At 39.3% G+C, this 25,797-nt stretch carries 25 protein-coding genes; 6 read left to right on the top strand and 19 right to left on the bottom strand.

Annotation, left to right across the window (positions count from 1 at the left end; all coding sequences use genetic code 11):
• Nucleotides 1–8: 8 nt before the first annotated feature.
• Both PQ578_RS15490 and PQ578_RS15485 read right to left on the bottom strand, forming a co-directional pair.
• A complete protein-coding gene (locus PQ578_RS15490) occupies nt 9–1,280 on the bottom strand; it encodes a cytochrome P450 (protein WP_273835283.1) in 1,272 nt (423 codons plus the stop codon).
• Nucleotides 1,281–1,393: 113 nt separating this feature from the next.
• On the bottom strand, nt 1,394–2,635 hold the full coding sequence (locus PQ578_RS15485) for an aminopeptidase (protein WP_273835281.1): 1,242 nt from the start codon (nt 2,633–2,635) through the stop codon (nt 1,394–1,396).
• Between the two features lie 108 nt (nt 2,636–2,743).
• Here PQ578_RS15485 and PQ578_RS15480 point away from each other — a divergent pair, with 108 nt between their 5' ends.
• Nucleotides 2,744–3,382 carry an SIMPL domain-containing protein gene (locus PQ578_RS15480; protein ID WP_273835279.1) on the top strand — a complete coding sequence of 213 codons (639 nt, stop codon included), beginning with the start codon at nt 2,744–2,746 and terminating at the stop codon, nt 3,380–3,382.
• Nucleotides 3,383–3,409: 27 nt separating this feature from the next.
• Here PQ578_RS15480 and PQ578_RS15475 read toward each other — a convergent pair whose 3' ends face one another.
• Nucleotides 3,410–3,823: a CoA-binding protein gene (locus PQ578_RS15475; protein WP_273835277.1), complete on the bottom strand. Its 414-nt coding sequence runs from the start codon at nt 3,821–3,823 to the stop codon at nt 3,410–3,412.
• Nucleotides 3,824–4,465: 642 nt separating this feature from the next.
• On the opposite strand from PQ578_RS15475, the gene PQ578_RS15470 reads away from it, so the two are divergent.
• Together PQ578_RS15470 and cspD are read left to right on the top strand one after the other, a co-directional pair.
• On the top strand, nt 4,466–5,668 hold the full coding sequence (locus PQ578_RS15470; RefSeq protein WP_273835276.1) for an MFS transporter: 1,203 nt from the start codon (nt 4,466–4,468) through the stop codon (nt 5,666–5,668).
• 225 nt (nt 5,669–5,893) lie between these two features.
• The gene (gene cspD / locus PQ578_RS15465; RefSeq protein WP_048309367.1) at nt 5,894–6,094 is read left to right on the top strand and encodes a cold-shock protein CspD; all 201 of its coding nucleotides are present in this window, start codon (nt 5,894–5,896) and stop codon (nt 6,092–6,094) included.
• Between the two features lie 314 nt (nt 6,095–6,408).
• Here the strand turns inward: cspD and PQ578_RS15460 are convergent, their stop codons facing one another.
• Entirely contained in the window at nt 6,409–7,422 is a 1,014-nt protein-coding gene (locus PQ578_RS15460; RefSeq protein ID WP_273835275.1) for a GNAT family N-acetyltransferase, read from the bottom strand.
• A gap of 239 nt (nt 7,423–7,661) precedes the next feature.
• On the opposite strand from PQ578_RS15460, the gene PQ578_RS15455 reads away from it, so the two are divergent.
• Nucleotides 7,662–7,880, top strand: a complete 219-nt coding sequence (locus PQ578_RS15455) for a hypothetical protein (protein WP_160919640.1) — start codon at nt 7,662–7,664, stop codon at nt 7,878–7,880.
• Nucleotides 7,881–8,242: 362 nt separating this feature from the next.
• Complete coding sequence (locus PQ578_RS15450) at nt 8,243–9,610, top strand: YjiH family protein (protein WP_420541563.1); 1,368 nt, start codon at nt 8,243–8,245, stop codon at nt 9,608–9,610.
• 159 nt (nt 9,611–9,769) lie between these two features.
• Here PQ578_RS15450 and PQ578_RS15445 read toward each other — a convergent pair whose 3' ends face one another.
• Entirely contained in the window at nt 9,770–10,708 is a 939-nt protein-coding gene (locus tag PQ578_RS15445; RefSeq protein WP_273835272.1) for an NADP-dependent oxidoreductase, read from the bottom strand.
• A gap of 58 nt (nt 10,709–10,766) precedes the next feature.
• Entirely contained in the window at nt 10,767–11,669 is a 903-nt protein-coding gene (locus PQ578_RS15440) for a hypothetical protein (RefSeq protein ID WP_273835270.1), read from the bottom strand.
• Nucleotides 11,670–11,804: 135 nt separating this feature from the next.
• Here PQ578_RS15440 and PQ578_RS15435 point away from each other — a divergent pair, with 135 nt between their 5' ends.
• Nucleotides 11,805–12,725: a ketopantoate reductase family protein gene (locus tag PQ578_RS15435; RefSeq protein ID WP_273835268.1), complete on the top strand. Its 921-nt coding sequence runs from the start codon at nt 11,805–11,807 to the stop codon at nt 12,723–12,725.
• 31 nt (nt 12,726–12,756) lie between these two features.
• Here the strand turns inward: PQ578_RS15435 and PQ578_RS15430 are convergent, their stop codons facing one another.
• The 13 genes from PQ578_RS15430 to PQ578_RS15370 all read right to left on the bottom strand — a co-directional run bounded on the left by PQ578_RS15430 (nt 12,757) and on the right by PQ578_RS15370 (nt 25,780).
• Nucleotides 12,757–13,755, bottom strand: coding sequence for a phosphotriesterase family protein (locus tag PQ578_RS15430; RefSeq protein WP_273835267.1), 999 nt, complete (start codon nt 13,753–13,755; stop codon nt 12,757–12,759).
• 1 nt (nt 13,756) lies between these two features.
• Entirely contained in the window at nt 13,757–15,424 is a 1,668-nt protein-coding gene (locus PQ578_RS15425) for a long-chain fatty acid--CoA ligase (RefSeq protein ID WP_273835265.1), read from the bottom strand.
• Between the two features lie 26 nt (nt 15,425–15,450).
• A complete protein-coding gene (locus PQ578_RS15420; RefSeq protein WP_273835263.1) occupies nt 15,451–16,686 on the bottom strand; it encodes an ABC transporter substrate-binding protein in 1,236 nt (411 codons plus the stop codon).
• Between the two features lie 32 nt (nt 16,687–16,718).
• A complete protein-coding gene (locus PQ578_RS15415) occupies nt 16,719–17,426 on the bottom strand; it encodes an ABC transporter ATP-binding protein (RefSeq protein ID WP_273835261.1) in 708 nt (235 codons plus the stop codon).
• Nucleotides 17,404–18,183 carry an ABC transporter ATP-binding protein gene (locus PQ578_RS15410; protein WP_098443788.1) on the bottom strand — a complete coding sequence of 260 codons (780 nt, stop codon included), beginning with the start codon at nt 18,181–18,183 and terminating at the stop codon, nt 17,404–17,406. Before PQ578_RS15410 ends, PQ578_RS15415 begins: the two co-directional genes overlap by 23 nt.
• On the bottom strand, nt 18,183–19,190 hold the full coding sequence (locus PQ578_RS15405; protein ID WP_273835258.1) for a branched-chain amino acid ABC transporter permease: 1,008 nt from the start codon (nt 19,188–19,190) through the stop codon (nt 18,183–18,185). Before PQ578_RS15405 ends, PQ578_RS15410 begins: the two co-directional genes overlap by 1 nt.
• The gene (locus tag PQ578_RS15400) at nt 19,190–20,053 is read right to left on the bottom strand and encodes a branched-chain amino acid ABC transporter permease (protein WP_098443790.1); all 864 of its coding nucleotides are present in this window, start codon (nt 20,051–20,053) and stop codon (nt 19,190–19,192) included. The genes PQ578_RS15405 and PQ578_RS15400 overlap by 1 nt, the downstream gene beginning before the upstream one ends.
• Before the next feature lie 115 nt (nt 20,054–20,168).
• A complete protein-coding gene (locus tag PQ578_RS15395) occupies nt 20,169–20,960 on the bottom strand; it encodes an enoyl-CoA hydratase/isomerase family protein (protein WP_224880513.1) in 792 nt (263 codons plus the stop codon).
• Between the two features lie 21 nt (nt 20,961–20,981).
• Complete coding sequence (locus PQ578_RS15390) at nt 20,982–21,749, bottom strand: SDR family NAD(P)-dependent oxidoreductase (protein WP_273835251.1); 768 nt, start codon at nt 21,747–21,749, stop codon at nt 20,982–20,984.
• A 15-nt stretch (nt 21,750–21,764) separates the two neighbouring features.
• The gene (locus tag PQ578_RS15385; RefSeq protein WP_273835250.1) at nt 21,765–23,516 is read right to left on the bottom strand and encodes an acyl-CoA dehydrogenase FadE; all 1,752 of its coding nucleotides are present in this window, start codon (nt 23,514–23,516) and stop codon (nt 21,765–21,767) included.
• A complete protein-coding gene (locus PQ578_RS15380) occupies nt 23,497–24,252 on the bottom strand; it encodes a 2-phosphosulfolactate phosphatase (protein WP_273835249.1) in 756 nt (251 codons plus the stop codon). Before PQ578_RS15380 ends, PQ578_RS15385 begins: the two co-directional genes overlap by 20 nt.
• A gap of 8 nt (nt 24,253–24,260) precedes the next feature.
• Complete coding sequence (locus tag PQ578_RS15375; RefSeq protein ID WP_273835248.1) at nt 24,261–25,322, bottom strand: phosphotransferase family protein; 1,062 nt, start codon at nt 25,320–25,322, stop codon at nt 24,261–24,263.
• 53 nt (nt 25,323–25,375) lie between these two features.
• Nucleotides 25,376–25,780, bottom strand: a complete 405-nt coding sequence (locus PQ578_RS15370; protein ID WP_098443796.1) for an acyl-CoA thioesterase — start codon at nt 25,778–25,780, stop codon at nt 25,376–25,378.
• Nucleotides 25,781–25,797 lie beyond the last annotated feature (17 nt).

The raw sequence follows: 25,797 nt of genomic DNA, 5'->3' as shown, positions 1-25,797 counted from the left end.
ATCACCTATTATTTTCGTTTATGCACTTTCATTAAGAGACCACCTTTGATCCTTAGGGAAACCAGTGGCTCTGCTTGTACAGGGCGATCGTGCAGTTGTTGAAGATGAAAGCTTTTTCCTATTGTTGAAAATATTAATTGAGCCTCATAAGTAGCGAATTGACTTCCGATACAGCTTCGAGGACCTCCACCAAATGGGAAATAAGCAAATGGGGCATGCTTCTCTTTCATTCGGTATAGGGAAAACTGCTCTGGATTTTCAAAGAATGAGGGATTACGATGCATAACGTAGGGACTAATCAAAAACGATGACCCCGATTTAAATTGATACCCCATTAGTTCTACTGGTGTAATCGCTTCTCTTAATATGACCCAGGCTGCAGGATAGAGTCTTAACGTCTCTTTAAAAAACAGATGTGTAAGATCGTGTTGGTGAATACCTGATTCTCCTGCCACTTTCCATTCCTTTAAAAGCTGCTGTTCAATTTCCTCATTTTTGGAAAGTTCATACCACATCCATGATAGCACGTTTGCAGTTGTTTCATGGCCGGCAATAAGCATTGTTAAGATTTGACTTCTCACTTCTTCGCTCGAAAGAGGAGATCCGTCAGTATACGTTGATTCTTGAAGGAGTGAAAGTAAATGATCGCCTTTGGGTGTGTTTTGAATTAGCTGATCTGCCAGTTCATTTAAGCTGTTTTTTCCTAATTTGTATTGTTTGTTCCGCTTTGTAGGCACAAACTCCGGTGATGGGAAAGGGAGAAATAAGTCAGCTGCAGATTTCTCGATAATATGGGTCACCGCTGTGACAAGTTCGATACTTTCTTTCTTTGAGATATCTTGACCAAACATGGCTTTCATAATAATTTTTAGCGTTAACCTCATCATTTCTGAGCTAATACAAATGACTTCTCCATCATCCCACCCATCAATAAACCGTTTTGTTTCTTCGAGGATGATTGAGATATATTGAGTCATTTTCTCTTTATGAAACGCAGGCATCAACATTTTTCGCTGCCGTGCATGTGTTTTGCCTTCTGAGGTTAATAGCCCACGCCCAATCGTTTGGCTCAATAACGAAGCAGAGCTCCCTTTCTGGAAAGATTCAGCATTCGTAACAAGGATTTGTTTAACTGCGTCAGGTTGATGCACGACAAAAGAAGAAGCACCGAGCTCTACGAAATCCGCTATATCACGGGTTTTTGATAAAAAACCTAATGGATCCTTACGAAAGGAGATATAATTCTTCAAACGTATACCAGATAACTTTTCAACACTCACGTAAACCACCACTCACTATTTTTCTCTATTATAGAAAGAACTGGATAGTACTTGCAATTTATAAGAGGTTACGATACAAAAATGCTCCCGCTAATCAGCGAGAGCATTTTTGCTTATTTGACATTAATTGCCCAGTTACCGTTTCGGAAAATCGCTTCCGTCGTCCCATCTGCTTTGACGCCGTCAATATTGAGTTCTCCAGAACCCATCATAAAATCAACGTGTGTGATGCTGTTATTTACACCGTGACGATCCAATGCATCATCATCCATATCAGCTCCGCCTTTAACACTACTCGGATAAGCTTTGCCAAGTGCTAAATGACAAGAAGCATTTTCGTCGTATAACGTATTAAAGAAAATAAGGCCTGATTGGGAGATAGGCGATTGGTGCGGAACGATCGCAATCTCACCAAGTCTCCGCGAACCATCATCCATGTTCAATAGATTTTCAAGCGTTTCATAGCCTTCTTCCGCTGAAAAATCCACAACTTTACCATCCTTAAATGTTAATGAGAAGTTATTGATTAAGTTACCGCCATAACTTAATGGTTTCGTACTAGAAACCGTACCATTCACCCCATATTTATGTGGTAATGTAAAAACTTCTTCGGTTGGCATATTTGCATTAAATTCAATGCCCTGCTCGGAAATGGAAGATCCGCCTTTCCATATATGCCCTTCAGGTAGTTCAATTTCCAAATCAGTACCAGGTGCCTTATAAGCAAGTTTCTTATAGTTTCGATCATTCAGAACACCTCTAGCTTTAGCAAGAGTAGCGTTGTGATCATTCCAAGCTGCAATTGGATCTGTTTGATCGACACGCGTAATGGTAAATATTTGGTTCCAAAGCTTTTCAACAGCATCCTCTTCTGATGATTCCGGGAAAATTTTCTTTGCCCATTCACCATTTGGGATCGCAACGATGGACCATGTGATCTTGTCGTTCATCGTATACTTACGGAAATTTTTCATTGCTTCGCCACTCGCTTTATTTGAAGCAGAAATACGTGATGAAGCAATCCCTTTTAATAAATCAGGATTGGTGGAGCGGATTGAAAGAATAGCAGCGCCTTCTTCAGCAAAGTGATCATACATTTTCACACGCCATTCAGGGACATTTCCAAGCACATCTTGGGCGGCATTCTCATACCATAAACGGTCAAGATCATCGTCACTCCAGTTAATATGTACAGTCTTCGCACCTATTTCGTAGGCTTTTTTTACAACGATTCGAGTAAATTCTGCACCTTCAATAGAGGAGTTAATTACAAGCATTTGATCTTTTTGTAAATTAACCCCTCTTTTAAGAGCAAGTTCAGCATACTTTTCTAACATGATTTGTTCTGGCAACATAATTCCTCCTTCGTATCCTTACGACTACTTAAAATTTTAACAAAACAGACTCTTTCTGTCCTCTTAATCCGGATGATTTGTTTAAACTATTGGAAAGTAGTGTGCAAAATGACAAATATGACGTTCAATGATCAATGTGTTTGCGATCATACCATTACAGTATTTGGAGCGGGAGAAGTAAGTGCTGCACCGGATAGAGCGGTCGTTGTTACTGGAGTTACAACAACTTCAGAACAAGTAGCAGAAGCTCAAGAAGAAAACGCTGCTCTCATTTCCTCCATTGTATCGTCTCTTCATTCTCTCGGTATTCCATCAGAGAATATTCAAACAACCGATTATCGGATTGAAGAAAACATACGCTATGAAAACAACGTGAAGATCTTTCTTGGTTACAAAGTAACGCATCTCCTTAAAGTATACGTCGAACCAGTGAGCAGAACTGGCGCGGCAATCGATGCAGCTGTAGCCTCAGGAGCAAACGTAGTCTCGGATATTCGTTTTGAATTAAAAGATCCAACGATCGCCTACCAAAAAGCTTTAGCCATTGCGATTAAAGATGCAAAGGAAAAAGCTAAAACAATTGCACAAGCGATTAACATTGTCCTTCCACATTCACCACATCAAATTATTGAGCTTAGTTCATTGTCGCCTTCCCCACGGATGTTTAGTGACGTTCAAGCAACTCAAATCCAAACAGGTCAATTAGTGATTAACGCTCAGTTAAAAATGAGTTATCTTCTTAAATAAAAAAAGGGCGTTCTAAACGCCCTTTTCTTATTTCGTCATCGCATGTTCAACTTTAATGCAACGATCCATGATGACTTTAATATCATGTTTCTTTCCATATTCATACGCTTCTTCATTGATCACGCCGAGTTGGGCCCAGAAAACATCCGCCCCAATATCAACGGCATCTTCCATAATATCTGGAAGAAACTCACTTCGTCTAAAGACGTTAACGATATCAACATGACCTTCAATTTCTTTCAGAGAATCTACCGCTTTTACTCCAAGCGCATCATCAATCGTTGGATTAACTGGGATAATGTTGTAACCCGCATCCTGCATCGCCTGAGATACCATAAAAGAGGTACGATTAGGGTTGTTCGATAAACCTACAACAGCAATTCGCTTCTTCGTTTTTAGGATGTTACCAATCTCTTCCCTTGATGGGTTTTGAATCGTCATTTACGCTCGCCCCTTTGTTTTTTTGTATAAGTCCATTATAAAAGATGTCCGACCACAGCAACACTATTTCGCTCAAATGCGAAAATAGAACCATTCCTCTTATGATCAGCTTGGGGCACATAGGGGATATTTTGTCCTCCATGCTTGGCCTTTATGTAAGCTGAACAAGGAGAAAGACTTGTTTAATTTTGAATTAACTTCTTCCATACTTTTATCTAAAGAAAACAGGACAGACTTACTTTTCCCATACCCTGCTCGGTTATAGGCTAAAACAGTAAGTTCGTGAGCCACCAATCCCCTATAACAATAAGATTGACATAGCATGGTAATTAGAAAGAAAATATTTAATAATCTCATTTTGGAGGTTGCTACGTATGAACCTCATTTCCATTCCCTCCAGTTATCCAATCGCACCTTAAAACGATAGGTAGAACAATAATTAGATTTATTCTTTTTTTCAAAAAATGAGTCGTGTCACGAGAATAGTTTTGCTATAATTTCTCTTAACTAGTGGAAGGGAGAAGGTAATATGTTAAAAATTCTGGAGCTAATGTCAATACACAGGAGGGACGAATGGCTTTAATGTAAATGACTCCCTCCTGTCTTTCCATTGTCAGAACTCACAATGAAAGTTGGAGGATCATGTCTTCTTTATCAACACGTAATCTGACCCTATTGTTCTGGGTACACTTTTTTGGAACGATTAGTTTCTTACAGCCCGTTTTAACATTATTTTATGTAAAAAATGGATTAAGTGAGGCAAACATTCTTGTTCTTTTAATATGCTGGAGTGGCGCTGTTTTAATAGGAGAAATTCCAACAGGTGTTTTCGCAGATCGTTATGGTGCTCGAGTGTCATTTCTTACAGGTTCCATTATTAAACTAAGTAGTATTGGTATCCTTTTACTTGCTAATAGCCTCGAAATGTTTATGCTATTTAGCGTTCTAAACGGATTATCGGTTACTTTTTTCTCCGGAGCGGACGAAGCGCTAATATACGAGTCATTAAAAAAAGATAATCAACAGCAAAAAATGGATGAAGCTATGGGAAAAATCCAATCAGCAGGGTTTATCGCTATGATGATCGCTGTTCTGTTTGGCTCATTTTTTGCAAGAGACCTTGAACAAGAACAGTTTCAGCTGCTGATTCTATTAAGCATGGTCTCCTATATCGTTGAATTCGTTCTTTTGTTCTTTATTCAGGAGCCTTCTGGTAAAGTGAATATACCCGGAACTTCGATCGAGAATGTTTTAGAAGGTGTACGAGTGATAAAACAAGCTCCGCGGCTTTTAGTTATGTTTTTGAACCTTACACTCGTCTTTATACCAACAGTTGCGGTTTTTCAGAAATTTGACCAACCTCTTATGATCGGTTCCGGACTTCCTGTCTACTTTATCGGACCAGTTTACGCCGTAGGTGCTTTACTCGCATTCTTTTCTTCAAGAAGTATCGGTATGTTAAATAAAAATCTTTCTTATTCAGTTTTAATGTACACGTCCGGTCTTCTTTCCGCTTTCGGGCTGTTGTTGGCTGCTCTGTTTCAAAATCAGCTATGGATAATCTTGTTTCTAGTATTGTTTTTAAGGTGGGTTGGTGCTATTCGCTATCCGATCTATTCCAAGTTAAGCAACAACATTATTCCGTCTCATGTAAGAGCGACAACGATCTCACTCCTATCTATACTTGACTCGTTATTTGACCTGGTGATTTTTTTGTTATTAATTTCTTTTGCTGAGGAAGGTATTCAGGGTATTTTATTTGGCGGAGCAGCGGTAGCCCTTATTGGATCAGTACTTCCAATTCAGCAACGAGAGAAAATGCGCTCCAGCCCGATAAATCGGTAAATAAATTTCCAGAATGGTTTGCAATTTAGAAGAGCCGGTGCTATTATATATTTAAACCATTTTACTATTAATATATTTAGGATTTAAATTAGCTGTAGCTTCGAAAGAGGGTAACAAAGTTAAATCCTCTTCCAAAAGCTGCAGTTTTTTAATGTAAACGTATTACAATGGTAAATGGTGAATTTTAAATTATGTACGATGAGGTACATTAGGAGGCAATTTTTTATGCAAAACGGTAAAGTAAAATGGTTCAACGCTGAAAAAGGTTTCGGTTTCATCGAAGTTGAAGGTGGAGACGACGTATTCGTACACTTCTCTGCAATCAACGGCGAAGGTTTCAAAACACTTGACGAAGGCCAAGAAGTTAACTTCGAAATCGTAGAAGGTAACCGCGGACCACAAGCAGCTAACGTAACAAAAGCATAAATCGCTTTACAAGCCCCCGACGAAACTTTCGTCAGGGGCTTGTTTATTTACTATAAATAACGAGTGTGGAACTCTTCCAAGTGTTCATAACATCGGATAACGGTAGACATTGCTAAGGATGAAACATCGTTTGTCTATTTTTGTTTAGGACGTGTGCTTCGCTAATAGCATAACAACCATCAACAGCTTGATTATTATGAAACCACACAAGAATGTCCTGATGCGTTACATGATTTCTTGCCTTAGCATGAAAGCCGTAGCTATTGAGTGAAGAAGACGATGAAACGAAATTCCTTGAAATCATTTCTAACAACTTAATAAGATGAAAGCTTTTTATAAAGAATCAGCTCATCATGAATTGGAATGTTTTGCTCTCCAATTAGCGGAATTTCAGGCTTTGCTTGTCGAGCGCGATCGACTGCCCCTTGAATAACTTCTTTTAATCGGTAACCTTTTCGTTGATAGAAGTTTAAAGCACGTATATTATCATTTGTGGTAATCACTCTAATGAGCGGATATTGATATTCTACTGCGATTAACTCTACCATCATAATTAATCTTGAGCCTATCCCCTGATTTTCTAAAACACTATCAAGTGAAATAATTTCAATAACACGATCATGACGCTTAAATGTGACAGCGCCAATTATTTTTCCAGTTGAACTGCAGGCTACAAATCCCTCTAATTCGTGAAGTTTGTATGTACCTGTCGAGATGACCATTTCTGAACTTCCCCACGATTCAGTAAAGAATTTTGTTACTTGTTTTTCATGCATACAAGAGAGCGGCTGAATTCGATATGTAGCAAAGTCATTAACCATTAAGAAACAGTCATTCCACTTACCTTCGTGGTATTCATGGTTCGGAATAACACCTACCTTTGTAAACCCAACATGCTCATAACAGCGAATCGCTCTTTCGTTCCATTTTTGTGGGTCCATTACAATCATAGATCCTTTTAAAGTCGTTTCAATATAAGAAACGACCGATTGAACAAGATTTTTCCCAATGCCTTGATTCCAATACGACGTTTCTCCTATAAACTGATCCATACCATAAGTGCTTGTAGGAAGAGTGATTCCATCAACCTCTATCATTAAATAAAATTGGATATAGCCAATTGGAGTATTCTTAAACAGCACCAGGCATCTTGTTTCATCGTCATCTAAAAAGAAATCTTCTAAAACTTTCTTGTACGTATACGGACGATCTTTCCCTTCATAATAAGTTAATACCACAGGATCTGTTAACCACTTTAAAAGGTATTTCTCATCTCCGTCTTTTAGATAACGGATGCTCACATCTCCTTTTTTAATAATAGGATGCATTTAGATCCTCCTAACTGATTTATTCTTCTATAACTCCTTTTTACTTTATCGGAATAGCATTATATGAATATGAATGAAAGCTGGAAAAATTTTTTAGAAAAAATACACAATAATAGTAATAATATTATCCTATTTCGGGTATAGTAATAAGTTTAGGATGTATAAATGTTATCATTAGTATGTTACACTAAGGGAAACTTATTAGAGATGGGATATGATAAATATATATGGGAAAATACATGATTGACCACCAAAAACAAATTGTCCATAGGACAGCTTACGCTGGTGATGAATGTCATTTACCCGATACTCCGATTAAAGACCGAACTGAAGCCAATCACGAACAAGAATTGCTTGTTTACTTAAGGCAAAAAGGATACAGTAAATGTGCCTCATGCTTTTTTGGCTCAACTTTTGAAGAATCTTATCAATTCGAGAATCCACATAGACACGCATAAATATGGATGATGATAAAATAAATGAGAATAAACTTATTCTAGAGGCAAGGATGCCACATCCTTGCCTTTTTTCTTTACTTATCAACCTTAACTAACAGAATAACAACTTGAGGTGATTTGCTTCGATAATAGTCGGTTTGTTTACTATTAATAACTTTCCATCTCTAATAACTTCTTTAATTGTTAGCGATTTCACGATATAATGCAATTGGTCGCTTTTTTCTGAACACTTTTTTTATTCAAGAGTTTGTATTTTCATGTTACATAAAAGGAGTTGATATGTTATATTCATAACTATGTTTTTATAAAAATACGTTTAGTTTGATAGAAAATCCGTTGCGAAACGACAGAGGTGACACTACGTGAACAGTACTCATCAAAGAAAAGTAACTTCAGAAGGTTTATTAAAATTCATAATTCCATCTCTCATTGGTATTTTCTTATTCATGATTCCAATCCCCAATGATGAAGGTGTTACCATTCCAATAGCGAAAATGGCTGGTTGGTTACAAGGCTTATTTGGAACAACCATTCCTTTTTCTCTATCCGCTCTTATGACGATCATTATTTCAATAACTGCTTTACTAAGTGCCTATGCAGTTATCACAAAACCTGATTGGATTACAAATCGTCCATTCCTCACCAGTCTTCTTCAAGTTTCATGGGTCTGGTTAATCGCTCGTGTTCTGGGCATGATTTTTGCCATATTAACTCTTTATCAGGTTGGTCCTGAATGGATTTGGTCAGATGCCACTGGTGGTTTGTTATTAAATGATCTTATTCCTATTCTCTTTTCTGTATTTTTATTTGCAGGGCTATTTTTACCACTGCTCTTAAATTTCGGTCTGTTAGAATTTTGCGGTACGCTTCTTACAAAGATAATGAGACCGATCTTCACACTCCCTGGTCGCTCCTCGATTGATTGCCTTGCATCATGGATGGGCGATGGAACGATTGGTGTATTATTAACAAGCAAACAGTATGAAGAAGGCTATTATACAAAACGTGAAGCAGCGGTTATTGGAACGACCTTCTCAGTTGTTTCGATTACGTTTAGTATTGTCGTACTTCAACAAATGAAGCTTGAGCAATATTTCATTCCCTACTATTTAACGATAGTACTAGCAGGCGTTGTAGCAGCGGTTATTATGCCTAGAATACCGCCTTTATCGCGTAAGCCAGATACTACTTATGAAACAGCGGCTGAAGCACCGGATGACACGATCCCAGAGGGGCACTCTCGTTTTCAATGGGGCGTCCTTCAAGCAACAAAGACTGCTGAAGATAATCGCGCTTCAAATGTCATTAAAGGCGGCGTTCAAAATGTACTCGACATGTGGATGGGCGTAATCCCAATCGTAATGGCTATTGGAACAGTTGCTTTAATTATTGCTGAAACAACGCCACTATTTAGTTACCTTGGTGCTCCATTCGTTCCGATTCTTAATTTAATGCAAGTACCAGAAGCAGCTGAAGCAGCTCAAACTATGGTAATTGGATTTGCAGATATGTTTTTACCAGCGATTATCGGTGCAGATATTGAAAGTGATTTAACCCGCTTTGTAATTGCCAGTCTTTCAGTTTCCCAGCTCATCTATATGTCTGAAGTTGGTGGTTTATTGCTAGGTTCTAAAGTACCTGTTCGATTTATTGATTTATTTATTATTTTTCTAGAACGTACGATTATTTCACTACCAATAATCGTAGTAATGGCACATATTATCTTTTAACAGGAAAACCGGGACAAATTTGTTCCGGTTTTTTCTTTTTTCTTTTGATTGCTTTATAGTTTTTAGTTACTGTTGTTAAATTATTTTATATATAGTACGGTATATGAAATTTTACAAAACACCAAAATAAAACAGCGGCAGTTAAGCCACTGTTTCGGTTTACTTATTAAAATTAATTACAATTTTTCCTTTTGCATGATGAGATTCGCTTAGCTCGTGTGCTTCTTGAATACCTTCTTGACTGAACGGAAAACGATGGCCAATCGTTGCTTTAATATGACCATTTTCCATCAAAGATGCGATCTCTTTCAACTGCTCTCCATTTGGCTCAAGCCATACATTCCCAGATCTAACGCCTTTTTCTTTTGCTTTCTCCTGGTCAGGTTCACCAACGATTGAAACAAGGCGACCTCCACCACGCAAAACATTAAAACTTTTTTCTTGTATGTCTCCTCCCATTGTATCAAGGACGACATCATACTCTTCTAATTCTTCCGAGAAATCTTGCTCCCGATAATTAATAACTTTGTCAGCGCCAAGTGATTTTAAATAATCTTCATTCTTACCACTTGCAGTAGTAGCTACATAGGCACCCTTATATTTTGCAAGCTGAATGGCAAAGCTTCCTACACCACCAGCACCAGCATGGATCAATACTTTTTCACCCTTTTGAATATCAGCAAAATCAATTAAACATTGCCACGCGGTTAATCCTACAAGTGGTACAGATGCTGCTTCTTCATAAGAAATACGATCAGGAATATGGGCAAGCAAATGATCATCTACGACAACTTCCTCTGCATATGTACCATTTGCTGTTGTTGCCGGTCTGGCAAATACTCGGTCGCCTTCTTTGAACCCTTCAACAGATGAACCGACTTCTTTAATCACGCCAGCAATATCCCACCCAAGAATAATAGGAAAGTTAAAAGGAAGCATCTCTTTTAAATAACCTTCTCTTAATTTCCAATCAATTGGGTTAATTGAAGTTGCATAGCTCGTTACCACGACCTGATTTTTGTCCGGCGTTGGTGATGCCACCTCTTTTTCAACTAGCTCATCTTTACCGCCATATTGTTCGATTACAACTGCTTTCATAGTAGAAAACTCCTTTCAATCAATGTCTCTCTACTATGTTCCCTTTCTTTCCTCTTTTCTAAACAGTCGAACTGTCGATACGATCAAATTTAGATAAAGTAATCAAGTTTTGGACAGTTAGTATTCCCTGCCATTCTTTTTTAGCAATTTCCCAATGATTTTCAAATTGTCCCCATGACCAGGTTGGTTCCCAGCTTCCATTCTCACGCTGATTTTCAATTAAATAATCTAAATTCACATTCAACTCCTGATTGAGTTCTCTAGCAAAAGGCGATTGGACAGAGTCCACCAGGAAAAGAGGCTGAACTCCATATTGATCCCATTTTTCTGGACGATCCACAATGTATGATAATTTCTTTTCAATCTGCTTGTGAATCTCTTGCTGGACATCTACGCCTGCTAGCCTTCCTAAGCGTAGATAACATTGCACCTCATGAATTTCATATTCATTTAATTGACTAAGATGATCCATTACCTTATTTAACATCTCTTTTGTGACATGATGGTGCATGTTATAGTGGAGGAGATATCCAACGATCTCAGCGTCAGGATTAGCAGAATAGGGGGATTCCTTTTCCGATACATGCCACCACGGTGCATGCGGAACATCATTCACAAGATTAGGTACCGTCTGCCAACCTTTCCTATCCTCTCGAAAAGTTTTTAGGAAATACTTCGTACCGTCAACGATAAACGGATGGTCAGCGTTTACTCCAAGATGGCTGAGATATTGAAATGCTACTGTTGTGGCTAAGGGAGATGATTCTTGCAAACGAAAGTCAGGCTCAATATGATTCCCAAAACCACCATCTTCATTTCGAAAAGCTTCAAGTTCGTGAAGAACTCTCTCTTTGTCTCCATTCCCTCTCCAGTATTCGAAATACTCTCGGTCGAGCGGTCTTGCATGTAGCTCTATAAATTGACTTGCTTTTTCATACTGTCGCTCTGATAAGGTTTTCATATTTATCATTCCTTTCAATCTTTTCCTCATTTAAGCTATTTCTGGACGATATTTTTATCTCCTGCCTTCTTGAAATTATGACACTAAATAAGTAGAGTAATAGAAAGAAAGCGATTTCGAAAAAGGAGGATGTTTATGAATATCATTATCATTGGAGCAGGTGCACTTGGTACATATTTTGGAGCGCGATGGATAGAAAGCGGTGCGAACGTATCATTTTTTGTACGTGAAGGAAGAAAAAAGCAAATAGAGCGTGAAGGATTACAGGTTACAAGTGTAAAAGGTGACACAAGAATCTCATCTCCTACACTTCTGACAAATCCTTCTCAAGCTTCTGCACCTAATTTAGTATTGTTAGGCGTAAAAGGATACCACCTTGATGAAACGATTCCAGTACTTAAAGAATTTGTAGCAAAAGGAGCAAAGGTACTTCCCATTCTAAATGGTATTGAACATATTTCCATTCTAAAAGAAGAGCTTGGGGAAGAAGCCGTTTTAGGTGGATTATCTTATATTATTGCAACACTTGATAACCGGGGGCATGTCCATCATACAAGCGAACTCCATGAATTGATATTTGGTCCACTCCATCCATCACAAAAAGAAATTTGCGCAACATTAAACGAAATAAATGAACGTGCGAATTTCAACTCACAATTAACTTCTACCATCGAAGAAGAAATGTGGAAAAAGTATATGTTTATTTCAGCTATGTCTGGTATAACCACAGCTGGAGATATACATACAGGAACCATTCGAGCTATACCTGAAACGCTCAAACTTGTTGAGAATGTGATGATGGAAATCAAAACTCTTGCTTCCTACTACGATGTTCACATTAATCAGGAAGATATCGATCGTCGTATGAAATCATTTCACTCCCTACCGTACGAAGCAACATCGTCAATGCATCAAGATAAAAGAAAAAAAAATAACCTTGAAGTTGAACACCTTCAAGGTGGTGCGTTACGTCTTGCGGAAAAGGTAGAGTTGAAACTTCCTTATACGGAAACGCTCTATCGATTAATAAAGCCTTACGAAACGCAAAACATTTAAAGCAAAAAAGCGAGGAGAACCCTCGCTTTTTTTACGCTTTCACACTAGATTTTGATAAAAATAGCTTTTTCGGATTTTCTTCAAATAAAATAGCTATCGTTTCATCCGAAATACCCGCCACCTTCAATTTAGGAATTATCTCTTCAAAAAGATACACCGGCTGCCAGTTTGCCATGATTTTTTCAACTTGTTCCGGTAGAACAGGGGGACGTCCCATCCAGTAGTTAACGGTATCATGTGAGAGCATAATTTGTTTTTCATATCCGCTATTCAGTAATCCAATTAACGTAATGAGACGCTCTTTATCGTAAGGCGCGCCAACGAGTCCCTGTATCCCAAAACGATCGAACCCGATGTTGACTCCCCATTCTAATGTTTTTAAATGGTATGCGGCATCTGTATTGCCACACATATGACCGATGATAATGGACTGTGGATTTACGCCATCTTCCACAAGCAGCTTCGCTTGGTCAGGACCCATTGTCCCTTCCTGAGTATGGGTAAGTATTGAAATGCCTGTTTCTTTATGAACTCGAGCAGCCGCTTTAAAAAACATCTTCTCATAACCCGTTATCTGATCTTTACTGGACGCTAACTTGATAATGCCTGGTTTAATTCCAGTCGTTCCAATGCCGTCTGTTATTTCTTTTATAAACATTTCGTAAATATCTTCTTCCGCCGTACCAAGACCTTGCCTAAACTTGAAATAAGGCGTTGCTCCTTCTCCTTCATAGTAGTAACCTGTCGCACAAATAATTTGAAGGCCAGTCTCTGTTGATATTTTCTGAAGAAGCTCTGGATTTCGCCCACATTCATTTGGTGTTGGATCTACAACGGTTTTCACACCGTGTGCCATAACACTTTCAGCTACTGAAATCCCAACTCGAAGCGCCTCCTGAAAATCAAAAGCACCAAGTGAAATATCGCCACTAAATCCAGGATAACCAAAAGCAAAATGTTCGTGAACTAATGTTTTCCCCAACTGACCAATCGCGATTGGTCCAGTAACCGTCTCGACTGTTTCCCCCACCTTACTTCACTCTCTCTGCTTTTTGACGTTCGTTATCCTGGAGCTTTCTCCATAAAATCTTACCACTACTCGTTGTTGGAAAAGCGTCCATGAACTCAATCATTCTTGGGTATTTATAAGCAGCCATCTGCTCTTTAGACCATTCGATAATCTCTTCTTCTGTAACTTTTCCTTTATCATTTTCATTCAAAATGACGAAAGCTTTCACTGTTTCGCCGCGCCTAGGGTCCGGTACACCAACGACACAAGCTTGTTGAACAGCTGGATGCTTATATAAAATTGATTCTACTTCTGTTGGCCAAACTTTAAAACCTGAGGCGTTGACCATGCGTTTCACACGATCAATCATAAAGAAGTATCCCTCTTCATCATAGCGACCAATATCTCCTGTTCGGAAAAAAGACTTTCCATCAAGTTCAATGAACGAACTGCGGTTTTCGTCGTCACGATTGTAATAGCCATCAAACACCTGTGGACCGTTAACAACGATTTCGCCAGGCTCACCAGGACCGAGCTCCTTCATTGTATTTGGATCGATGACACGTGCATCTACATCGAACGACGGTACACCAAGACACTGAAGTTTAGGAAAATCTGGTGGGTTGAAATGCGTATGAGAAATCGTTTCAGATAACCCGTATCCTTCAATAAATCGTAATCCAGTTAAGTTGTATAATTTCTCTCCAACCGCAGCTGGTAAGGGCGCGCCTCCCCCAGCAAGTATTTTCAATGATGAAATGGAGTAATTTGGTATATTTGGATTCGAAAGAAAATCGATTAACATTGTACTAATATTCACCCAATTAGCAACTTCGTATTGTTCAATGTATTTCGCAGCCAAATTGCGATCCCAACGTGTCATAATAACCATTGGTGCCCCGCTATAAATCGGTGCATGCATACTATGAAGCATTCCGGTTACGTGAAACAATGGAAGCGTTACAAGATGCATGCCATCCGCGGTAATATTCATCCACTGAGAGGCGCCTACCGCATTTGCTTGTAGCGTTCGATTCGGATGGATACACCCTTTTGGTAAACCTGTTGTACCAGAAGTATATGGCATAACCGCAACATCATTGATGGTTCGTACATATTTTCCAGGTACATACGAATGATGAATCGCATCTTCCCACGTATAGTGGTTCGGTTTATTTACTCTTTTTGCCTCTAAAGCCACTTCCGCAGGCATATCACTTTCATTACCAGCATAGTGAGAATAGGCTGCCGTAATCACATTAGTAAGAGTTGTTGTGTTCACTAAAGGCTCTACTTTCTCGTATAACTCCTGACCCACAATAGCAGTTTTAATTTCGCAATCTTTAATATAAAAAGATAGCTCTTCTGCTGTTAACATTGGGTTAATTGGGACAACGACGGCGTTAGCTCTTAAAATTGCATAGTAGCTAATTACGAACTGTGCTGAATTTTGCATGAAAAGAAGAACATTTTCTCCCTCTTTTACATGCAACTGCTCAAGAAATGCTGCAGTCTGATCGACTTCATGAAGTAACTCTTTATACGTCATCTTTGCTCCATAATAAAGAATCGCTTCTTTATTAGGATACCGTTTAGCAGATACAGTGAGGTTATCATAAATGGTTGTTTCAGGAATGGTTAGTGAATAGGGTACTCGTTTTGGCCAGAATTGAAAATGATTTGTTTGCACCTTGTTAGATCCCCTTTCAATTTCTCTTAATTTTCCACTTTCACAACTTTCCCATCTTCAACTGCTCCAATAGCAGGTTTCCAGTCAAATGCACCGCCATTATAAATACCTGTTAAGTGCCAAACCATCTTTTCATCAGGTAGTGATTGGATAGCTGCATCCATGCTCTCCATAATCTTCGTTGGATCTTCGACTGAACCTGATTCAGACATGGCATTGACAATGACATGCATCGCTTGATAGTTAAATGCACCTTCAGCAGTTGGAATTCGATCAAAACGTTCTTTGTATTGGCTTATAAACTCTTCTGCACCTGGCGCATCGCTATCAATAATTGGTAGTGCTCCAATTGTCCCCTCTAACTGATCAAGTCCACCTAGTACCGGCTCAATTTCCTCAATTTTTGCTTGGTCCATCAGCATAAATCCACCTTCAAAGCCTAATTCTCTAGCTTGTTTAATAACGAGGGCTGTTGGCTGTGATGGTCCCCCTACAAAAAGCACGTCTGGATTGTTGCTTAATGCTTTTGTGACAATTGAGAAAAAGTCAGTATCTTTACTAAAATCAATTGACCCTTCAAAAACGACTTCTCCACCATTCTCTTCCCAAACTGGTTTTAGTGCTTCCGTCCAGTCTTTTCCGTACTGAGATGAGGTTGGTAGCATTGCAATTTTCTTACCAAACCGTTCCATTTGATAGTTTGTAAAAACTTCAGGATATGCGCTGTACGCAGGTGGAATTCCTAAAGTAAGTGAATTATCCTGTTCCATAATTTTGGGTTCACTTGTATAGGCTGCGATTAAAAATTCTTCTTGTTCATTAAATACTTGTGTTGCGAAAACACCACCGCTATGTGGAACAAAAACAATCGGCGTATCATTTTCTTGAACAAGCCTTCTCGCGTTCGTTCCTGTTTCATTAGGCAAATACTGATCATCAAGCGTTACGAGATTGACCCCGTATTTTTTGCCATCAACTTCAAAGCCTTCCTTGTTAATTTCATCTACAGCCATCTCTAAACCACTTAACGTATTCTCTCCGTAGTAAGCTGCTGGTCCACTTAAAGGACCACTAAATCCAATATTCACAGTATTTTCGAATGTCGTATCTGCACTTGTATCCTTGCTTGTATCTTTCGGTTCGCTTGTATTTGAAGCCCCTTCATTGCTAGAGTTACTAACAGAACCCGCCGCACATCCCGCCACCACGATCATTCCAATCAACATCACCATGTAAACAAAAAGCTTTATCCCGATTCTCATTGTTTTCCCCCTATTCAAATCGATTCCGTTTTTTATGCCCCAATATAAGCTTTTCGAATTTGATCATTAGACAGAAGTTCCTCTTTACTTCCTTCAAGAACAATCTTGCCACTTTCAATTACATAGCCACGGTTAGAAATTTGTAGTGCAGCATTGGCGTTTTGCTCAGCTAGAAGAATCGTTGTTCCCTGTTCATTGATATCCTCAATAATATGAAACATTTGCTCCACAATGAGGGGAGCAAGTCCTAATGAAGGTTCATCTAGTAAAAGAACTTTCGGTTTGGCCATTAATGCTCGTCCAATCGCTAACATCTGCTGTTGACCACCACTTAGAGAACCTGCTGCCTCATGCCGCTTATCATATAAAATAGGAAAAAGGGAATACACCTCCTTTAAGCTCTGTTCCATTTCTCTTCGATGTTTTCGATGAACAAAGCTGCCCATTTTCAAATTTTCGTAAACGGACATTTGTGGAAACAACTTTCTACCTTCAGGACATTGCACGATCCCTTCTTTCACTAAAGTATGGGGCGATTTTCCAGTTAACTTACGATCCATAAAAACCACATCACCAGAGGCTGGTTTCATCAAACCACTGATCGTACGAAAGATTGTACTTTTTCCAGCTCCATTTGCACCAAGTAACACCACTGTTTCACCTTTTTTAACTTCGAGTGAAATATGATGAAGTACGGAAGAAGCGCCATAGTTCACATTAATATTGTTTAACTGGAGCATGAGCTTCACCTCCGAGATAGGCTTGAATAACCGCTTCATTTTGACGAATTTCATCAGGTCGTCCTTCTGCAATTTTCTTCCCGTGATTTAAGACAACGATTTGATCAGCAAGGCTCATGATCATTGGCATCTTATGTTCAATTAAACAGACAGTAATGCCGTGATCCGCCATTTTTCTCATTAAATATGCTAGCCCATCCGTCTCGTCAGGATTAACTCCAGCCGCCGGTTCATCAAGAAGAACCAGTTCTGGATCGGTTGCTAATGCAAGAGCAAAGGCAAGTCTCTTCTTCTCTTCCTGCGTAATAAGTGAGACAGGATGTTCAACAACATGCATCATTTCAACAAATTCCAGTGCGTCGAGTGCTTTTTGATAAGACCTTTTTTCTTCCTCTTTTTCTCTTTTCGTTCGAAAAATCGCATCCCATATCCCTGATTTTGTGCGCAATCTATGTCCGATTAGAACATTATCTAGAACGGTCGATTGCTCAAACAAGTTAGTCGTTTGAAATGTTCTTCCGATTCCAAGCCGTGCAATTTGCTGTGGGGGCATTTTTGTAATATCACGATCTTTGAAAAGGATTTTCCCTGAAGAAAGCGGATGGATCCCACTAATTAGATTAAAAAAGGTAGATTTCCCAGCACCATTTGGACCGATAATTGCCGTAATCGTACCTTTTTCAACCGATACACTCACATCTTCAACGGCTGCTAATCCCCCGAAACGTTTTGTAATCCCCTCTGTAGAAAAGAACATTACCCTGCCTCACCTACTTTCCTTTTCACTTCCTGTTCTTCATTCGCTATCTTTACTCTTTGCTGTTTCTTTCTTTGTAAATAACCGTTTATACTTCCGGTGATTCCACGCGGATAGTATAGAACTAATAGAACAACAACCGGACCAAAAATAAGCATGCGATATTCTTCAAGAAACTGTAATGATTGAGTAAGTGAAATGACAATAAGCGTTCCGACTAGAGGACCTGCAAGTGTTCCAATGCCACCCACTAGAAGATACATCAGCATTTCAAATGTTACGGTAATCGCTGATATTTGCGGACCGATAAAACGGATAAATGAAGCATATAACGCACCTGAAAGACCGGCAAATAAAGCAGATAAGGTAAAAGCTAACAGTTGGTTTTTCATAATGGAGATCCCAATTGTTTTGGCAAGTTCTTCACTGTTTCTTATCGCAATAAACGTTCGCCCTAGAAGAGAATGAACAATGCGGTAACAAAGGAAAATTGTAAAGGTTAGAAAGAACAAAGCAAGGTAATATTGAGAGGTTAATGTATCAAACGTAATGGGCCCTATGTTACTTGGTGCTGGTATCCCGATTAATCCACGAACTCCACCCGTTAAGCTATCCCACTTGTCTATTAAAAGATAGACAATGACACCTACACACATGGTGTAAATAGCAAAAAAATGAGATTTTGTTCGGAGAGCAATCACTCCAACTAAAGCCCCGGCAATAGAAGTGATAAGAACTGCCAGAAGGAGAGATAGCCAATAAGACATGCCTGCTTTGGTTGTTAATAGACCAAGTCCATATGCTCCAATTGCAAAAAAACCAGCATGTGCGAGAGACAAATACCCTACGTACCCTGAAATAATATTAAATCCGTAAACCGCGATCGACCAAATAAACACAAGCGTAAGTAATTGGAGAACATACATATTTGGAAAAACGAGGGGAAATAAAACAGCAGCGACGGCAACGATACCGATTAGCATTCGCTTCGATAAGACATTCAGCATTACTGAACCCCCTTCGTAAATAACCCAGTTGGCTTGGCTGTTAGAATGACTACGAGTAGAAGAAACGCAATAACGTCTTTATAATCAGATGATATGTACGTTGCCCCAATGCTTTCGGTTAAGCCAAGCAAATAACCACCAAGAATCGCTCCGGGGATACTTCCCATTCCACCGATGATGATGATAACGAAAGCTTTCATAATGACCAGGTTTCCCATAGTCGGAAAGACAAGATTAATAGGGGATGCTAATGATGCGGCAGCAGCTGCTAATCCACCGGCGATCGCAAAAGTAAGCCAAGCCACCTGATTTGCATTAATACCTACAAGGAACGCGCCCTCTCGATTTTGAGCCATTGCGACAATCGCCGCTCCTATCATTGTTTTTGTTAAGAAAAAATGTAGTGCAAGCATAAGGATGACAGCAGCAACTATAATTAAAAGACGTTGTAACGTTACAGTTAGACCAAATAAATTAACGACCGATCCATAAGGAGTGTCCATTCTGTGGTATTCCGTTCCCCACATAAATTGACCAAATGCTTCTAGAAAAAGGAGAATCCCGATGGCAGCAACCATCATCCTCATCCCATCTGCGCCTTCTAATTTTTTAAATATTAGCTGCTGTGTGACAACTCCAAGAAGAGCAACAACAGCCACTGAAGCAATAATGGCGATCCAATAATGAAAACCAAAACCAACCATCATCATTAACGTAATATAAGCACCAACCATATAAAAAGCACCGTGTGCAAAATTGGGAACATGTAAAATGCCAAAAACAAGTGTTAAACCAAGGGCGACAAGAGTGTAAACGCTTCCAATTGTAAGTCCGTTAAAAATCTGCTGGATAAGGAGCTCCATCATCTTCCTCCTTCTATTAAATTAGATCCAGACTAGGGGGACGGCGGACTTATGAAGGGGATTCAAGATGTAGGAATAAATCTGGATTGATATACTTCAATCCAGATTCAGAAAGTTATTTACCTTTAAATTGTGGCGCGCGTTTTTCTTTAAATGCATTTGCTCCTTCTTTGTGGTCGTCTGTCGTTACCATTAGCGCCTGTGTAATGCGCTCTTGTTCAAGTACTTCAGACAAAGAAGAGGTTAGCGAAGCATCTGCAATTTTTTTAATGAACCCATAAGCTTTACCCGGACCTTTAGAAAGCTTCTCAGCATATGCCATCGCTTCTTCTTCAAGACTAGCTATCGGATAAGTTCGGTTTACAATGTTCAACTCTTTCGCTTCTTTTGCTGAAATGGGTTGAGCTGAGAAGAACAGCTCTTTCGCCTTATAAGGACCTATTAAGCGAGGAAGAAACGAAAGGCCCCCGCCATCTGAAATTAATCCAACCTGAGAAAAGCTTAATACAAAACTACTATCTTCAGCTGCCAGAATAATGTCACTAGCAAGTGCTAGATTAAAGCCTGCACCAGCAGCAAAACCATGAATCACTGAAATGATTGGTTTCTCAAGATCCCTCATAGCAAGGACGAGCTCATTTAACTTACCTATGTGTTCATAAACTTCAGTTGAGGTTGTATCCCCCATTGTTTTAACATCACCACCTGCGCTAAAGGAACGGCCTGCACCTGAGAGCATAACTACTCGTATCTCATCGTTCTCCTTAGCATCTTGAATAGCTTTCGTCAGTCCTAAAATCATCTCTGGACTAAACGCATTTAATGCCTCAGGACGATTAAGCGTAAGATGAAGCACAGCACCATGTACATTTACTTTTAGATGTTCCGTTTTTACAGTCGTTTCCATTTTTAAACACTCTCCTTTTTTTTATACGATGAGCCAGCCGCCGTCGACTAATAAATCTGAACCAGTCATATAACTCGCTTCAGATGAAGCCGCAAATGAAATCACGTTTGCTATTTCCTCAGCCTGACCCACTCGTTTTAATGCTGTATTCCGTTTAATGGACGCCTCGAACTTTTCGTTTTTTAAACCTTCTTCAGTTAATGGTGTTTCAATAAACCCTGGCGAGACTGAATTTACTCGAACGTAAGGTGATAGTTCAACTGCAAGTGCTCTTGTAAAATTGATGACCGCTGCTTTCGCTGCACTATAATGAGGAATTTTCGCCCCTGCTTTATGACCAGAGAGGGAAGCAACATTAACGATAGAAAAGTCCATTTGATCTTCTTTCTTGGCGCTTTCTAACATCAGTTTACCGAGAGCTTTCGAGACGAGAAAAACACTTTTTAAGTTTGCATTTTGCGCATGATCCCAGTTTTCTTCAGTCATCTCAAGAATCGGCGATCCTTGAGATCCTCCAGCATTATTAATTAAGACATGAACGGTTCCTGTCTTTTCTTTAATAAAAGAGGACAATTGATCGACCTGCTCCTGACTCGTTACGTCTGCAACAAAAGTAAGAACATCACCTTCTAATTCTTTAAGCTCATCTCTCGTTTGCATTAACTTTGATTCAGTCCGACCAACAAGAATAACTGTTCCACCTTCCGATGCGATTCGTTTAGCTGTCATCGCACCGATACCACTTCCGCCACCAGTTATCACTGCTGTTTTTCCTGAAAATCTCTCCATTCTCCCCACCGCTTTCTAAACTTCGTACTTTAATTTTCCATAGCTATGCATTGCGATCATTCGATTTCGTTCAAGTGAATTTCCAAAATCATAACTTGAAAGTTCTCGAATAATAAGATTTATAACCTCGCTTTTTTCTCGAGTAGGAAGCAAACTCATGATTAATTTACGAGCTGACGCTTCCACTTGTAAGAGCGATTCTTCAAGGAATGTTCTCGTTAATGCTTTTTTAATATTGTGATCATCTCTTTGTGTATGTTTTACGGCACGTAATACGGAAGATTCAGCTGCGTATAGCATGATGGCTATATTAGCAAGTTTTATCACTGATTCCTGGTGCTTCATTAGTTCCTCACCATGCTTTTCAAACGCAACTCCGACACACAATAAAAACACGTTTCGTATGCTTCTTATCGCATCTTCTTCTGTTAATGAATCTTTTCCTTTTGAAGATAACTCTCTTTTCGCTTTTTCAACAAGCTCCTCTAAAGCTACCTCGCCTTTCAACGCTTTTTTGAGTAAATTACCTGGAATCAATAAGCGATTCACTTCATTTGTTCCTTCGAATATCCGGTTAATGCGTGAATCACGGTACATTTGTTCAATTGGATATTCTTGAATAAAACCTGCGCCACCATGTAACTGAAGTGATTCATCAACAACTTGATCCAGTGTTTCAGATCCAAAAACTTTACAAATCGCACATTCGACTGCATATTCCATCATTTGTTTCCCTACGATTCGATGGTCCTCTTCATCGTACAAATCTTTCATCGCCTCTTCTAGAAGGGATGCTGTGCGATATTGGAGCGATTCTGAAGCGTAGATTCGAGCCATCATGACTGCTATCTTTTCTTGAGTAGCCGTAAAACTTGCAATGGTTTGGCCGAATTGTTTGCGTTCATTTGTGTGTTGTAACGCTAAGCTTAGCGCGTGCTTTGCTCCTCCAGTACAAGCTGAACCCAGGTTGAATCGTCCCAGATTCAGAACATTAAGTGCAATAACGTGTCCTTTTCCTACCTCACCTAGAAGATGATCAATTGGAACCTGACAATCCTCTAAAATGACCGATCGTGTGGAAGATCCTTTGATTCCCATCTTTTTTTCTTCAGGTCCTAGAGATAGCCTTGGAAAGTCCTTTTCTACAATAAACGCTGAAAAATGCTTTCCATCAATTTTGGCATAAACGATGAACGTATCAGAAAATACCGCATTCGTAATATACAACTTCGTTCCGTTTAAAATATAATGAGTGCCTTCGCTATTTAATACAGCCGTTGTTTGAGATGCTAGCGCATCAGATCCTGCATTTGGCTCCGTTAAACAATAAGCACCCAAATATTCACCCGAAGCAAGTTTAGGTAGGTATTTTTGCTTTTGTTCATTTGTTCCAAAGTGCGTGATTGGAAGCGTTGCGATACACGTATGATTGGATTGGGCAACGCCGTATCCACTCGTCCTTCCAACAACTTCTCCTACAATCCCTTTTGATATCTTATCTAGCCCAAGACCACCGTACCTTTCTGGAATACTGTGGCCAAGCAATCCAAGTTCTCCTGCTTTTTTTAATAAAGTCACAACCTGATCAAAATCTTGTTTTTCAATTGTTTCTCTATGAGCTTCAACTTCCTTTGTAACAAACTGATGAGCTGTTTTTGCGATCATCTTATGCTCATCCGTAAAATCTTCTGGTGTAAAAATATCTTCAGAACCAGAAGACTGATACAAGAAATCAGCTCCCGATCGACTAGATCTGGTTTGTGTCATGATGAACCTCCTCTCGAACGACTGTTTTTTGACCTTTAACGAAAGGAACAATCGAAAAAATTCCTTCTGAAGCAACGAAACTTACTTCATCCTGAAAACCATACTTTTTAATCATTTGACCGACACGTGATGAAAGCAAAACTTCCTCTCCCCCATTGACGCTACCTGAATAAAAAGAAAGAGCAGCGCGTGAAGAATCTGTTAACTCCCATTTAGGTTCGGAAGAAAGCATTTGATCAATGAGATATCCAGCTCCATAGAAATCCTCCAGCGCGAACTCACCAGAAGAGCCTGAACAAACAATTACAATCGTTTCGTCGAAGTGATGATCATTGAGCTTTTTTGCAACTGCCTGACCATTAAGTAAAGAAGCAACATACACTTGTTTGGCTTCACTTGTTCGCTTAATTGCTACGGTTCCATTCGTTGTTGATAGAATGAGAGTTTTTCCCTTGACCGATTTTTTTAATTGCAATGGATTGGGGTCAAGGAACCCTTCTATCGTCCGACCTTCATATTCTCCTGAAAGCAAATAACTTCCTTCAGGTAACGTTTTTGCTACATGCATCGCCTCATGTTGATCGAGGACAGGGATAACCTGTTCTGCACCAAACTCAAGTGCAGCCGTAATCGTTGACGTTGCTAGCAGAATATCAAGAACAACGGCAATTTTATCTTCACTTATTTTTGCCTGATCAATGTCTTCTTTTTTCAAAACCACATGTATTTTCCCCATATGAGCTCCTAACGCTTTACTCTGGCATTGTCACGCGCGTGTGCAATTAGGCTAGCGACGAACTGATTAAGATGTCGGAACCGCTCGTCAGTTGTTTGGCCCATTTTCCATCGATAATAGATTTGCTGACAAATGACAGCTAGTTTAAAATAGGCAAACGTTAAATAGAAATTCATTTGAGATACGTCACGCCCAGATTTCTTTGCGTAAGACTGTATAAATTCATCCCTCGTAATAAAACCAGGCATAACTGTAACTGGTGCTTTCCCCATTCCAACTTTTAAAATATCTGGGTCATCCTGTTGTAACCAGTAGCCCATCGCTGCCCCTAAGTCTGCAAGCGGGTCTCCTACCGTCGTCATTTCCCAATCAAATAATCCAACAATTTCACTGTAGTCATGAGCGAACATCGCATTGTTTAATTTGTAATCATAATGAATAACGGTAGGACTTTGAGATTTAGGTATATTTGACGCCATCCAATTTGTAAGTTCATCAATACCTGGAAGATCGTCTGTTTTTGATCGATTGTATCGTTTAATCCAGCCGTGTACTTGCCGTTCCATAAATCCATCTGGATGAGTAACATCCGCTAAATTCGTCTTTTTGTAATCAATGCTGTGCAGGTCCACTAACGTATCTACCATCGTTTCGGAAATGCTTCGACACAAACCTTCAGTCGGTTGAACGCCTTCAGGAAAGGATGTATCAAGAACAATGCCTCTTCTTCTCTCCATAAGAAAGAATGGAGCATCAAGCAAAGTCTCATTGTAAAGATACGGTTTTGGTGCTAGTGGAAAAATAGGATTTAATTCTTTTAATATTGTAAACTCTCGCTGCATGTCATGAGCTTTCGGTGCTACTGGTCCATGTGGAGGTCTACGTAGCACCGCTTCCCAATCGCCAATTGATAGCTGATAAGTTAAATTGGAGTGCCCAGTACCGAACTGTTCAACGAGTAAAGGATCATCACTCAGATCATCAATGTTTTTCTTGATAAATTGCTCAAGTTTCTGTTTATCGAGCTCCTCTCCGTCTCGGACAGGGATCGTATCGTGTGAATAAGCCATACGCCACACTCCTGATTACATAATATTCAGTCATCAACTCTTAAAAAAACAAGTTAGAGGAGCTGATAAGATTCTTCAAGTTTTAATCGTAAGTCTTCTGGGATCACTTCACTCGCTTGTTTTTTGAAATCAAAATAAACGACTGTTGCTTCTCCCTCTGCTACAACGGTATCACTTGCCGTATCTTTTATATGATGCATAAGGGTAAAACTCTTTGTTCCAATACGTTTCACAGTCGTTTCAACATGTAAAGACTGTTTGAAATAGGCCTGTTTCAAAAAATCGCATTTTGTAGAAACGAGAATAAACGGCCAATCGTCTGTTCCAGATCGTTTACCAAGATAATCAAAAAACTGGACTCGCGCTTCTTCTAAGTAAATAAAATAACTTGTATTATTCACATGTCCGAGCGCATCCGTCTCACAAAATCGTACTCTTACACTTGTATGCACACTCATCAAACTTCCTCTTTTCT

This window comes from Guptibacillus sedimenti, from assembly GCF_028610665.1.
GTDB classification, from domain to species: domain Bacteria; phylum Bacillota; class Bacilli; order Bacillales; family Guptibacillaceae; genus Guptibacillus; species Guptibacillus sedimenti.
This window is presented reverse-complemented; position numbering and strand designations above follow the sequence as displayed.

Excerpts from the sequence above, each read along its gene's own strand:
- PQ578_RS15485 (WP_273835281.1), bottom strand. The coding sequence starts at position 2,635 with ATGTTGCCAGAACAAATCATGTTAGAAAAGTATGCTGAACTTGCTCTT.
- PQ578_RS15480 (WP_273835279.1), top strand. The coding sequence starts at position 2,744 with ATGACAAATATGACGTTCAATGATCAATGTGTTTGCGATCATACCATT.
- PQ578_RS15475 (WP_273835277.1), bottom strand. The coding sequence starts at position 3,823 with ATGACGATTCAAAACCCATCAAGGGAAGAGATTGGTAACATCCTAAAA.
- PQ578_RS15470 (WP_273835276.1), top strand. The coding sequence starts at position 4,466 with ATGTCTTCTTTATCAACACGTAATCTGACCCTATTGTTCTGGGTACAC.
- cspD (WP_048309367.1), top strand. The coding sequence starts at position 5,894 with ATGCAAAACGGTAAAGTAAAATGGTTCAACGCTGAAAAAGGTTTCGGT.
- PQ578_RS15460 (WP_273835275.1), bottom strand. The coding sequence starts at position 7,422 with ATGCATCCTATTATTAAAAAAGGAGATGTGAGCATCCGTTATCTAAAA.
- PQ578_RS15455 (WP_160919640.1), top strand. The coding sequence starts at position 7,662 with ATGATTGACCACCAAAAACAAATTGTCCATAGGACAGCTTACGCTGGT.
- PQ578_RS15445 (WP_273835272.1), bottom strand. The coding sequence starts at position 10,708 with ATGAAAGCAGTTGTAATCGAACAATATGGCGGTAAAGATGAGCTAGTT.
- PQ578_RS15440 (WP_273835270.1), bottom strand. The coding sequence starts at position 11,669 with ATGAAAACCTTATCAGAGCGACAGTATGAAAAAGCAAGTCAATTTATA.
- PQ578_RS15435 (WP_273835268.1), top strand. The coding sequence starts at position 11,805 with ATGAATATCATTATCATTGGAGCAGGTGCACTTGGTACATATTTTGGA.
- PQ578_RS15420 (WP_273835263.1), bottom strand. The coding sequence starts at position 16,686 with ATGAGAATCGGGATAAAGCTTTTTGTTTACATGGTGATGTTGATTGGA.
- PQ578_RS15415 (WP_273835261.1), bottom strand. The coding sequence starts at position 17,426 with ATGCTCCAGTTAAACAATATTAATGTGAACTATGGCGCTTCTTCCGTA.
- PQ578_RS15410 (WP_098443788.1), bottom strand. The coding sequence starts at position 18,183 with ATGTTCTTTTCTACAGAGGGGATTACAAAACGTTTCGGGGGATTAGCA.
- PQ578_RS15405 (WP_273835258.1), bottom strand. The coding sequence starts at position 19,190 with ATGCTGAATGTCTTATCGAAGCGAATGCTAATCGGTATCGTTGCCGTC.
- PQ578_RS15400 (WP_098443790.1), bottom strand. The coding sequence starts at position 20,053 with ATGGAGCTCCTTATCCAGCAGATTTTTAACGGACTTACAATTGGAAGC.
- PQ578_RS15395 (WP_224880513.1), bottom strand. The coding sequence starts at position 20,960 with ATGGAAACGACTGTAAAAACGGAACATCTAAAAGTAAATGTACATGGT.
- PQ578_RS15390 (WP_273835251.1), bottom strand. The coding sequence starts at position 21,749 with ATGGAGAGATTTTCAGGAAAAACAGCAGTGATAACTGGTGGCGGAAGT.
- PQ578_RS15385 (WP_273835250.1), bottom strand. The coding sequence starts at position 23,516 with ATGACACAAACCAGATCTAGTCGATCGGGAGCTGATTTCTTGTATCAG.
- PQ578_RS15380 (WP_273835249.1), bottom strand. The coding sequence starts at position 24,252 with ATGGGGAAAATACATGTGGTTTTGAAAAAAGAAGACATTGATCAGGCA.
- PQ578_RS15375 (WP_273835248.1), bottom strand. The coding sequence starts at position 25,322 with ATGGCTTATTCACACGATACGATCCCTGTCCGAGACGGAGAGGAGCTC.
- PQ578_RS15370 (WP_098443796.1), bottom strand. The coding sequence starts at position 25,780 with ATGAGTGTGCATACAAGTGTAAGAGTACGATTTTGTGAGACGGATGCG.